This window comes from Mycobacterium sp. TH-M106 (genome assembly GCF_057473765.1).
Window position 1 is genome coordinate 1 of record NZ_JBYCLE010000255.1, and the last position, 9979, is coordinate 9979.

The window sequence follows — 9979 nt, forward strand, 5'->3', positions numbered from 1 at the left end:
CGTCGATCGCGCACCGGGCGATCGGCTACGGGATGCCCGGCATCCGGGTCGACGGCAACGATCCGCTGGCCTGCTACGCGGTGATGGCCGAAGCAGCTGACCGGGCTCGGGGTGGCGGCGGCCCGACCCTGATCGAAGCGGTCACTTACCGGCTCGGCCCGCACACCACCTCCGACGACCCGACCAGATACCGCAGCCAGCGGGAAGTGGACCGGTGGGCCGCGCTGGACCCGATCCCGCGCTACCGGACCTATCTGCAGCGCAACGGCCGGTGGAACCAACGCCAGGAGGAAGCGCTCACCGCCCGGGCGAAGCGACTGCGGTCCGAACTGCGCGACGCTGTCTGCGGTGCCGCCGACATCGACGCCGACGAGCTGTTCACCACCGTCTACGCCGAGATCACACCCGCGCTGCGAGAACAGCGCCGGGCGCTGCGCGCCGAACTGGCTGGGCAGGGGGAGACGGGCAGATGACCCAGATCGCCGAGCCCTCCACCCGTTCGACCACACCCGTCCCGGCGACCGGGAATGCGGCGAACGTATCCACCGAGCAGCTGACGATGGTGCAGGCACTCAACCGCGCCCTGCGCGACGCGATGGCCGCCGACGAGAAGGTGTTGGTATTCGGCACCGACGTCGGGGTGCAGGGCGGGGTCTTCCGGGTCACCGAGGGACTGGCCGAGATCTTCGGCGAACAGCGCAGTTTCGACACGCCGCTGGCTGAGTCCGCGGTGATCGGCATCGCCGTCGGACTGGCGCTGCGCGGCTTCGTTCCGGTGCCGGAGATCCAGTTCGACGGATTCACCTACCCCGCAGTCGATCAGCTGGTCAGCCATCTGGCCAAGTATCGGACTCGTACCCGCGGCGAGGTCGCGATGCCGGTCACCGTCCGGATACCCTCGTTCGGCGGTATCGGTGCGGCCGAACATCATTCGGAATCCACCGAGTCTTACTGGGCGCACACCGCCGGCCTGAAAGTGGTGGTTCCGTCGACGCCGGCCGACGCCTACTGGCTGCTGCGGCACGCGATCTCTTGCCCGGATCCGGTGATGTTTCTCGAGCCGAAGCGGCGCTACTGGGCCCGCGGGATCGTCGACACCGGTAGTCCGGGACCGGCGATCGGCCGGGCTGCCGTGCGCAGACCCGGTACCGACGTCACCGTGGTGACCTATGGCGGGCTGGTGCGAACCGCACTGTCTGCAGCGGAAATCGGTGCGCGGCAACATCGTTGGAGTCTGGAGGTGATTGACCTGCGGTCGCTGGTGCCGCTGGATTTCGACACCGTCGCCGCGTCGGTCCGCCGGACCGGGCGGTGCGTGGTTATGCACGAGGGTCCACGCACCCTCGGCTACGGCGCGGAGCTGGCTGCCCGCATCCAGGAGGAGCTGTTCTACGAGCTGGAGGCACCGGTGTTGCGGGCCTGCGGGTTTGACACGCCGTACCCACCCGCCCGGTTGGAGCGGTTATGGCTGCCAGGACCGGACCGGTTGCTGGACTGCGTCGGGCATGCGTTGGAGCTCCCGTGAGCCGGGACGCCGAAAAAGACGCCGAGAAAGACCGCGCGAAACCGTTTCTGGTTCCCGACCTCGGCGAGGGCCTGGAAGAGGTGACGCTGACCGGCTGGAACGTCGCCGTCGGTGAGCATGTCGAGCTCAACCAGACGCTGTGCTCGGTGGAGACCGCCAAAGCCCAGGTGGAGATCCCCAGCCCGTACGCCGGCCGGATCGTCGAACTCGGCGGCGCGCCGGGTGATGTGCTGGCGGTCGGCTCGATGCTGGTGCGCATCGACACCGGCGGCGAAGCCGGTGCCCGCAGGCCCGTGCTGGTCGGATACGGAGCCGACGACGCTTTCGACACCAGCCGCCGGACCGCCACCAGGCGCCCCAGGGCCAAGCCCGCCGCCCGCAAGCTGGCAGCCGAGCTGGGAATTGACCTGACTGAGGTGCCGCCGGGGCGAGACGGGGTGATCACCTCCGAAGCCGTGCTGGCGGCTTCGGCCGGTGAGCGCTCCGGTGACGACGTGTTGCCGGTGAGCTTGGTGCAGGCGGCGATGGCTGAACGGATGACGCTGTCGCGCAGCAAGATTCCCGATGCACATGCCAGCGTGCAGGTCGACTGCGTCAACCTGCTGCAGCTGTGTGACCGGCTCGGCAAAACCGGCGCCGGCGGGTCTGCAGACGCGGCGATCACCCCGTTTGTGCTCACCCTGCGCCTGCTTGTCATCGCGTTGACCCACCATCGGGTGCTCAATTCGACCTGGGTGGACGGGCCGGACGGCCCGCAGGTGTGCACGCACCGTGCCGTGCACCTCGGCTTCGCGGTGGCCGCGCCCCGTGGCCTGCTGGTGCCGGTGGTCGTCGACGCGCATCGCAGGACCACCCGCGAGCTGGCCGGCTGCGTGGCCAGGCTGATCCGCGATGCCCGCTCCGGTGTCCTCAAGCCGACCGAGTTGGCCGGCTCGACGTTCACCGTCTCCAATTTCGGTGCCCTCGGTCTCGACGACGGTGTGCCGGTGATCAACTACCCGGAGGCCGCGATCGTGGGGATGGGATCACTCAAGCCCCGGCCGGTGGTGCTCGACGGTGCGGTGGTGGCCCGCCCGCAGATGACGCTGACCTGTGTGTTCGACCACCGCGTCGCCGACGGCGCGCAGGTGGCCGGGTTTCTCGGCGAGCTCCGGAACCTGATCGAGTCTCCGGATACCGCGCTGCTGGACCTGTGAGACCTTGTGAGACCTCATCGTCAGTGCGGACTCTGGTTGGTGTCATAGGTTGCCATACCGAGTGCCCGCCATGCGGTCAGCAGGCGCTGGTCTCCGGACGCAGCTACGAGGTCGTCGTCATCGAGTTGCTGGGCTGCCGTGCAGTGCACGGCGTCGTAACCACGCAGGGCGAAGCGGTGCGTCAGATCAGCCGCACGGGTTGGGACCTGTTCGTCCACCTCGACGATGTCCATCAGTACGCCCCGAGGGGACCGGCGGCTTTAGCCGTCGGGGGAATCGGGGCTGGTGACCCGCGTTGCTGCGAGAGTTTGTCGGTGTCGTTTCGTAAGGTGAGGGCATGTCGGAGCGCCGGTTTCGCCGCACCACGGGCGGGGTCTGCACACTGGGCCTGCACTTGGTGTGGTGCCCGAAGTACCGGCGGCGAGTGTTGGGGGGCCGGGTAGCGGCCCGTTGCACAGAGTTGTTGGGGCAGATCGCCGCCGAGCATGGTTGGGAGATCGTGGCCGCCGAGGTGATGCCCGATCACGTGCACCTGTTCGTGCGGGTCGGCCCGACCGACCCGCCAGCGGTGGTGGTGCGGGCGTTCAAGGGCCGCACCGCCCGCGTGCTCCGCGCGGAGTTCCCGTACTTGCGGCGGTTCGCGAAGGTGTTGTGGTCGCCGTTGTATTTCGCCGCCTCGGTCGGATACGTCTCGGAGTCGACGGTGCGGCGCTACATCGAGCACCAGTGGGACGCGGTGGCCTGATGCGGCGCGCGTATGTGTTCCGGTTACGTCCGACGGCCCGCCAGCATGTCGCGTTGGCGGCATGTGTGGATGCGCACCGTGAACTCTACAACGCCGAACTGCAGGAACGCCGGGATGCCTGGGCGCACAGCAAGACTCGTATTTACTACGGGGATCAGTCGGCGCAGCTGTCGGAGATCCGTAAAGTGCGGCCGGATCAGGCGGTGTGGTCGTTTTCCAGTCAACAGGCCACGCTGCGGCGGTTGACCAAGGCGTTCGACGGGTTTTTCCGCCGCGTCAAACGCGGCGACAAGCCCGGCTACCCGCGGTTCAAGGGTAAGCACCGCTTCGATTCGGTGGAGTGGCCCAAAGGTGGTGACGGGGCGCGCTGGCTACCCGAGGCCAAGCGTGTATATCTGCAGGGTGTCGGGTCGGTGAAGGTGCATCTGCACCGGCAGGTGGCCGGGCGGGTGAAGACGATCCAGATCAAACCCCAAGGCCGCAAGTGGATGCTGGTGCTCTCGTGCGACGACGTGCCGACCAACCCACTGCCGGACACCGGACGCCAGGCCGGTGTCGATGTCGGGGTGGTGACCTATGCGACGCTCTCTGATGGCACCGAGGTCGCCAATCCGCGATGGGCGCGTCAGGAGGCCGCCCGACTGGAGGCGGCTCAGCAACGATTGCAGCGCGCGAAGCGGGGCTCCAATAACCGGGTCGCGCGTCGGGAGACGGTGGCCGCGAGGCACCGTAAGATCGCTAACCGGCGTCAAGACTTTCACCACAAACATGCCCGCGAACTCGTCGCTCGTTACGACCTACTGGCGGTGGAGGATCTCATGATCGCGAACATGGTTCGCCGGGCGAAACCCAAACCTGATCCGGACAACCCCGGTCAGTTCCTCCCCAACGGCGCCCGGGCGAAGTCCGGGCTGAACCGATCGATCAGTGACGCTGGCTGGGGCCAGTTCGTCTCGATACTGCGCGCCAAAGCGGAAGACGCTGGGCGCACCTGGATCGAGGTCGACCCCCGGCACACCTCCGACGGGTGTGAGTGCTGCGGTCACGCAGCACCCGAGAATCGCGTCAGCCAAGGGGAATTCGTCTGCCAACGCTGCGGTCCCGGCGAGCACGCGGACGTCAACGCCACCAAAAATATCCTGGCCGCAGGGCTTGCGGTCACTGCCTGCCGAGAATCTGCCGCACCCTCGGGTGCGGCAGAGACGCCGAAGCAGGAACCAGCAGGAACCAGCAGGAAACCGCGAGGAATTACTGCTCCAACCCGTATAACAGGTTGGAATCCGGCGGCTTCAGCCATCCGGAGGATGTCAACGTGTTCAATCGAAGCATGTTGAGCCTGGCCGAAATCTCCGACCGGTTGGAGATCCAGCAGCTGCTGATTGACTACTCCACCGCCATCGACCTACGCCGATTCGACGACCTCGACGCGGTATTCACCCCGGACGCCTACATCGACTACCGCGCCATGGGTGGTATCGAGGGTCGTTATCCACAGGTGAAGGCGTGGCTGGCCGAAGTGCTGCCGAACTTTCCCGCCTACGCGCATATGCTGGGAAACTTCGATGTGCACATCGACGGCGACACCGCCACCTCGCGGACAATCTGCTTCAATCCGATGATGCTGGCCGGTGACCAGCGGCAGGTGCTGTTCTGCGGGTTGTGGTACGACGACGAATTCGTCCGCACCGCCGACGGCTGGAGGATGTCCCGGCGCGTCGAGTCGAAGTGCTTCGACCGGATCGTGTGATCCGGCTCTGATCCGGCCCGCCGGAATTGGCTCCTGACGCCGCTGCGGCTAGACTGGGCCGCTGTCCGCTGCGCGACCGTGACGTTTCGGGTGTCGCGCGGCGCGTCAGACACGCGAGGCAAAACCGGGTCCGGGCAACCTGCCCGGACCGCTGAATTGCCGCGTGACGCCACAGGAGAATTCGCGTAATCATGGCTGTGAAGATCAAGCTCACCCGGCTCGGCAAGATCCGCGACCCGCAGTACCGCATCGCCGTTGCCGATGCACGTACCCGCCGAGACGGCCGCGCCATCGAGGTCATCGGCCGCTACCACCCGAGGGAAGAGCCGAGCCTCATCGAGATCAACTCCGAGCGTGCTCAGTACTGGCTCTCGGTCGGCGCTCAGCCCACCGAACCTGTGCTCAAGCTGCTGAAGGTCACCGGAGACTGGCAGAAGTTCAAAGGCCTACCCGGTGCCGAGGGCAGGTTGAAGGTCGCCGCACCCAAGCCGAGCAAGCTGGAGCTGTTCAACGCCGCACTGGCCCAAGCCGAGGGCAGTCCCGACACCGAGGCCACCACGCCGAAGAAGAAGAGGGCACCCGCCAAGAAGGTGGCCAAGAAGGTGGCCAAGAAAGACGCCAATAAAGACGAAGCGGCCGAGGAGGATTCGATCGCTGAGCCCGATGCCACGGCAGAAGCCAGCGCCCCTGAACGGGCCAGTGAGTCGGCCACTGAACCGGCTACCGAGAGCTGACCCGGCGATGAGCACCGTCGTAGTGGACGCCGTCGAGCATCTGGTTCGAGGCATCGTCGACAATCCCGACGATGTAAGGATCGACATGGTGACAAACCGGCGCGGACGCACCCTCGAAGTTCATGTCCATCCCGATGATCTGGGCAAGGTGATCGGCCGTGGCGGACGCACCGCCACCGCGTTGCGCACCCTGGTAGCCGGCATCGGCGGGCGCGGTATCCGTGTCGACGTGGTGGACACCGACCGCTAGTCAACCCGCTCATGGAGCGTTGATGGAGCTGACCGTCGGGCGTGTGCTGAAGGCGCACGGCACCTCGGGCGAAGTCGTCGTCGAAGTCCGCACCGACGACCCCGAAGTCCGGTTCGCCCCCGGGGCGACATTGTTGGCCAAAAGCCCCGGTAAACCGCGGTGCGGCTACGTTGTCGAGGCGGTACGTGAGCACGGGGTGCGGCTGCTGCTGCGGCTGGCCGGGGTGGCCGATCGCGACGCTGCCGAAGCGCTGCGCGGCAGCGTGTTCGTGATCGACTCTGCTGACCTACCGCCGATCGCCGACCCGGATACCTTCTACGATCACCAACTGGAAGGTCTTCGGGTGCACACTATTTCAGGCGAGGAGATCGGGTCCGTCACCGAGGTGCTGCACACCGCCGCAGGCGAACTGCTGGCGGTGCGTTGCTCTGCCGGCGACGAGCTGTTGGTGCCGTTCGTCGCCGAGATCGTGACATCGGTGTCGCTGGACGACGGCATTGCCGAGATCGATCCGCCCGATGGCTTGCTGCAGCTGAGAGCTTAGTGGTTGTCGACATGAAAATCGACGTCGTGACGATCTTCCCTGGCTACCTGGAGCCGCTGCGACAGTCATTGCCGGGTAAGGCGATCGATTCCGGGGTTGTCGAGCTTAGAGTGCACGACCTGCGGCGTTGGACGCATGACGTGCACCGCTCGGTCGACGACGCACCGTACGGCGGTGGCCCCGGGATGGTGATGAAGGCTCCGGTCTGGGGCGAGGCGCTCGATGAGATATGTTCACCGCAGACACTTCTCGTCGTCCCCACCCCGGCCGGCAGACTGTTTACCCAGGCCACCGCACGACGATGGACCGGCGAAGACCATCTGGTGATCGCCTGCGGTCGTTACGAAGGCATCGATCAACGGGTCGTCGAGGACGCCGCCCGGCGGATGCGGGTGGAGGAGTTCTCCATCGGAGACTATGTATTGCCCGGCGGGGAGTCCGCGGCCCTGGTGATGATCGAGACGGTGCTGCGGCTGATGCCCGATGTGCTGGGCAATCCGCTGTCGCACCACGACGATTCACACTCACCGGGTCGCGACGGACTGCTCGAAGGGCCCAGCTATACCCGACCGCAGAATTGGCGGGGCCTGCAGGTGCCCGAAGTGCTGCTCTCCGGCGACCATGCGCGGATCACCGCCTGGCGGGACGCAGCTGCCCTGCAGAGAACCCGGGAACGTCGACCGGATCTGCTGGGCTGAAGGTCAGATCCGCCCGTCGGGGAACACGGTCTGGACGGCGCGGGTGATCGTCGCCCGCGCGGTGGCGTCGTCACTGGGTTGCAGGGACTCGATCACCACCACGTAACGGCGATCCGAGCCGACCACTCCCGTCGACAAATGCATCCAGCTGCTGCCGATGCAGCACATCCAGCCCTGCTTGACCGCGACCGGTTCGGCGTACACGCCTTCCGGGATGCCGAACCGCTGTGGGTAGCCGTCGATTCCGATCGGGGTGGACCGGGCCAGGTCGTTGATGATGATGTTGGCCCGATCCGCGGGCAGGCCACCGGACCCGTCGAGCAGCATGTCGTAGTATCGTGCCAGGTCAGGTGCTGTGCTGATGGTGTTCCACCAGGCGCCGTTGGACGGTGGTGCGGTGGCCGACAGCCCGTACCGAGCCGCGATCCGGCTGACGATCGCATCCTCACCGTTGAGGTTCCAGAATTTCTCCGCGGCCCCGTCGTCGGAGGACCGGAGCATGTCGTCCAGCGCGGCTAGGTCATCGCCGGACAGGTCGCCGCGCGTCCGGGGTTCGCGCAGCAGCATATCGTCGGCGATGAAGAGCTTGGCCACCGATGCGATGGCGATGGCCTGGGTGTTGCCGTTGGTGACCATCTGGTGAGTGGCCCGGTCGAGCACTGCCATTGAGATGGTGGCACCGTCGGCGGCGGCTTCGGCGGTGGCCTGCTGCATCCGGGCTTCGAGTGTGTCGAATGCGATTGCCGAGTGTATGGCCGGTGCCCGGGGTGCGTCGATCGCTGTGGCCACCGGTGTGACGGCTGTGACCCGCGGCGGCGGTGCCGGCGGGTCCATACGGTATCCGGCATAGACTTTTCCGTCACACCCGAACAGCACCGTCGACACCACCATGATGACGGTCAGGAAGAGCACCGACGGTCGCGTGCGCATAGGCCTCCTCGACATGGGTAGCGCAAACATCCAAGCGGACTGGCTCGCACTGTCGGCGGCCCGCGGACAGATTACCGTGCGCTCATCCGGCTCGTGCGGTTAGCTCTCAGCTCTACCATGGGCGCGGCCGTCCTGGAAGTAGCAGCTGCGGCGATTTCCCTGATTTCACCTGCACGCACGCCGTCTGGCACAATTGAGGAGTTGTCCGGCAGCGATTCGGCGGATCGGCGATGGGCCAAGAGCTGTCGGTGCTTCGCTACCCGGCACGGCATTGTGCCCGAACCCGTCGGCTCGGCGACGTCGGCGCACCCCGCGAGAGCACACCTGGAGGACCGGAGAACATGAACACGCTCGACTTTGTCGACAAGGCGTCGCTGCGCGACGACATCCCGGTCTTCGGGCCCGGTGACACCGTCAACGTGCACGTGAAGGTGATCGAGGGCGCCAAGGAACGTATCCAGGTGTTCAAGGGGGTGGTGCTCCGGCGTCAGGGCAGCGGGGTCCGCGAGACGTTCACGGTGCGCAAGGAGAGTTACGGCGTCGGTGTGGAGCGCACCTTCCCGGTTCATTCGCCGAATATCGACCACATCGACGTGGCGGTCCGCGGTGATGTCCGCCGTGCCAAGCTGTATTACCTGCGTGAGTTGCGCGGCAAGAAAGCCAAGGTCAAGGAGAAGCGTTGACGGTGGTGGCGCCTGCCACCGTCTGGCCCCGTTTGGTTCGGGGTGCCGCTGGCCGGCTTGCTGCCCTGACTACCCTGACTTCGTGACCGAAACCACGGACTCGTCAGCCGAGAACCGTCCCGAGGGCGGCCAGCCAGAGCTTGCGGCAGCTGCTGAGCAGGCGATAACCCCGGGACCCCCGGAGACCCCGGACGACTCGGAGGCCTCCGCCGGCCAGGCCGCGCCGGAGGGGAACAAGCGTTCGGCGTTGCGTGAGACGGTGGTCCTGGTGTCGATCGCGGTGCTGCTCTACTATCTGACGCTGACCTTCGTGGCGCGCCCGTACCTCATCCCGTCGGAATCCATGGAACCCACCCTGCACGGCTGCCCCGGGTGTGTCGGGGACCGCATCATGGTCGACAAGCTCAGCTACCGTTTCTCATCGCCGCAGCCCGGTGACGTCATCGTCTTCCGGGGCCCGCCGTCCTGGAACATCGGTTACCGGTCGATCCGGTCGCACAACACCGCGCTGCGCTGGCTGCAAAACGCGCTGTCCTTCGTGGGTTTCCTGCCGCCCGACGAAAACGACCTGGTCAAGCGGGTTATCGCGGTCGGCGGCCAGACGGTGCAGTGCCGCAACGACACCGGGCTGACCGTCGACGGCAAGCCGCTGCACGAGCCGTACCTCAACCCGGTCACCATGATGGCCGACCCGATGGTCTACCCGTGCCTGGGCAGGGAGTTCGGGCCGGTGACCGTTCCACCCGGGCGGCTGTGGATGATGGGTGACAACCGCACCCACTCGGCTGATGCGCGCGCGCATTGTGCCAGCAGCCCGGCTGGTTTGCACAACGGTGTGCTGTGCACCGGCGATCCGGATGCGGGAACCGTGCCGTTGAGCAACGTCATCGGCAAGGCCGAGTTCATCGTCTGGCCGCCGTCGCGCTG

14 protein-coding genes are annotated in these 9979 nt (G+C 66.5%); 12 read left to right on the top strand and 2 right to left on the bottom strand.

What is annotated here, in order from left to right:
* From AC2VOP_RS08825 to AC2VOP_RS08835, 3 genes are all read left to right on the top strand, one after another.
* The coding region (locus AC2VOP_RS08825; protein WP_486960605.1) for a thiamine pyrophosphate-dependent enzyme at nt 1-473 on the top strand (473 nt) is incomplete at its 5' end.
* A complete protein-coding gene (locus AC2VOP_RS08830; protein WP_486960606.1) occupies nt 470-1525 on the top strand; it encodes an alpha-ketoacid dehydrogenase subunit beta in 1056 nt (351 codons plus the stop codon). The genes AC2VOP_RS08825 and AC2VOP_RS08830, both read left to right, overlap by 4 nt.
* Complete coding sequence (locus tag AC2VOP_RS08835; protein WP_486960607.1) at nt 1522-2721, top strand: dihydrolipoamide acetyltransferase family protein; 1200 nt, start codon at nt 1522-1524, stop codon at nt 2719-2721. Before AC2VOP_RS08830 ends, AC2VOP_RS08835 begins: the two co-directional genes overlap by 4 nt.
* 20 nt (nt 2722-2741) lie before the next feature.
* On the opposite strand, the gene AC2VOP_RS08840 is transcribed toward AC2VOP_RS08835, so the two are convergent.
* A complete protein-coding gene (locus AC2VOP_RS08840; RefSeq protein WP_486960608.1) occupies nt 2742-2954 on the bottom strand; it encodes a type II toxin-antitoxin system VapC family toxin in 213 nt (70 codons plus the stop codon).
* Between the two features lie 104 nt (nt 2955-3058).
* On the opposite strand from AC2VOP_RS08840, the gene tnpA reads away from it, so the two are divergent.
* The 7 genes from tnpA (at nt 3059) to trmD (ending at nt 7439) form a co-directional block, all read left to right on the top strand.
* On the top strand, nt 3059-3466 hold the full coding sequence (gene tnpA, locus AC2VOP_RS08845) for an IS200/IS605 family transposase (protein WP_486960609.1): 408 nt from the start codon (nt 3059-3061) through the stop codon (nt 3464-3466).
* Nucleotides 3466-4800, top strand: a complete 1335-nt coding sequence (locus AC2VOP_RS08850; RefSeq protein ID WP_486960610.1) for an RNA-guided endonuclease InsQ/TnpB family protein — start codon at nt 3466-3468, stop codon at nt 4798-4800. Before tnpA ends, AC2VOP_RS08850 begins: the two co-directional genes overlap by 1 nt.
* On the top strand, nt 4794-5213 hold the full coding sequence (locus AC2VOP_RS08855) for a nuclear transport factor 2 family protein (RefSeq protein WP_486960617.1): 420 nt from the start codon (nt 4794-4796) through the stop codon (nt 5211-5213). Before AC2VOP_RS08850 ends, AC2VOP_RS08855 begins: the two co-directional genes overlap by 7 nt.
* Before the next feature lie 191 nt (nt 5214-5404).
* Nucleotides 5405-5947 (top strand): 30S ribosomal protein S16, encoded by a 543-nt coding sequence (gene rpsP, locus AC2VOP_RS08860; RefSeq protein ID WP_486960611.1) that lies wholly within the window; start codon nt 5405-5407, stop codon nt 5945-5947.
* Nucleotides 5948-5954: 7 nt separating this feature from the next.
* Nucleotides 5955-6197, top strand: coding sequence for an RNA-binding protein (locus AC2VOP_RS08865; RefSeq protein ID WP_486960612.1), 243 nt, complete (start codon nt 5955-5957; stop codon nt 6195-6197).
* 22 nt (nt 6198-6219) lie between these two features.
* Entirely contained in the window at nt 6220-6741 is a 522-nt protein-coding gene (gene rimM, locus AC2VOP_RS08870; protein WP_486960613.1) for a ribosome maturation factor RimM, read from the top strand.
* Between the two features lie 11 nt (nt 6742-6752).
* Nucleotides 6753-7439 carry a tRNA (guanosine(37)-N1)-methyltransferase TrmD gene (trmD, locus tag AC2VOP_RS08875; RefSeq protein ID WP_486960614.1) on the top strand — a complete coding sequence of 229 codons (687 nt, stop codon included), beginning with the start codon at nt 6753-6755 and terminating at the stop codon, nt 7437-7439.
* A gap of 3 nt (nt 7440-7442) precedes the next feature.
* Here trmD and AC2VOP_RS08880 read toward each other — a convergent pair whose 3' ends face one another.
* On the bottom strand, nt 7443-8369 hold the full coding sequence (locus AC2VOP_RS08880) for a serine hydrolase (RefSeq protein ID WP_486960615.1): 927 nt from the start codon (nt 8367-8369) through the stop codon (nt 7443-7445).
* A 341-nt stretch (nt 8370-8710) separates the two neighbouring features.
* Between AC2VOP_RS08880 and rplS the strand changes: the two genes are divergently transcribed.
* Nucleotides 8711-9052 (top strand): 50S ribosomal protein L19, encoded by a 342-nt coding sequence (gene rplS, locus AC2VOP_RS08885; protein ID WP_486960618.1) that lies wholly within the window; start codon nt 8711-8713, stop codon nt 9050-9052.
* Nucleotides 9053-9134: 82 nt separating this feature from the next.
* On the top strand, nt 9135-9979 hold an 845-nt coding region (lepB, locus tag AC2VOP_RS08890), incomplete at its 3' end, for a signal peptidase I (RefSeq protein ID WP_486960616.1).

What these genes read in the sequence shown, in the direction of transcription:
- AC2VOP_RS08830 (WP_486960606.1), top strand. Translation starts at nt 470, where the DNA reads ATGACCCAGATCGCCGAGCCCTCCACCCGTTCGACCACACCCGTCCCG.
- AC2VOP_RS08840 (WP_486960608.1), bottom strand. Translation starts at nt 2,954, where the DNA reads ATGGACATCGTCGAGGTGGACGAACAGGTCCCAACCCGTGCGGCTGAT.
- tnpA (WP_486960609.1), top strand. Translation starts at nt 3,059, where the DNA reads ATGTCGGAGCGCCGGTTTCGCCGCACCACGGGCGGGGTCTGCACACTG.
- AC2VOP_RS08850 (WP_486960610.1), top strand. Translation starts at nt 3,466, where the DNA reads ATGCGGCGCGCGTATGTGTTCCGGTTACGTCCGACGGCCCGCCAGCAT.
- AC2VOP_RS08855 (WP_486960617.1), top strand. Translation starts at nt 4,794, where the DNA reads ATGTTGAGCCTGGCCGAAATCTCCGACCGGTTGGAGATCCAGCAGCTG.
- rpsP (WP_486960611.1), top strand. Translation starts at nt 5,405, where the DNA reads ATGGCTGTGAAGATCAAGCTCACCCGGCTCGGCAAGATCCGCGACCCG.
- AC2VOP_RS08865 (WP_486960612.1), top strand. Translation starts at nt 5,955, where the DNA reads ATGAGCACCGTCGTAGTGGACGCCGTCGAGCATCTGGTTCGAGGCATC.
- rimM (WP_486960613.1), top strand. Translation starts at nt 6,220, where the DNA reads ATGGAGCTGACCGTCGGGCGTGTGCTGAAGGCGCACGGCACCTCGGGC.
- trmD (WP_486960614.1), top strand. Translation starts at nt 6,753, where the DNA reads ATGAAAATCGACGTCGTGACGATCTTCCCTGGCTACCTGGAGCCGCTG.
- AC2VOP_RS08880 (WP_486960615.1), bottom strand. Translation starts at nt 8,369, where the DNA reads ATGCGCACGCGACCGTCGGTGCTCTTCCTGACCGTCATCATGGTGGTG.
- rplS (WP_486960618.1), top strand. Translation starts at nt 8,711, where the DNA reads ATGAACACGCTCGACTTTGTCGACAAGGCGTCGCTGCGCGACGACATC.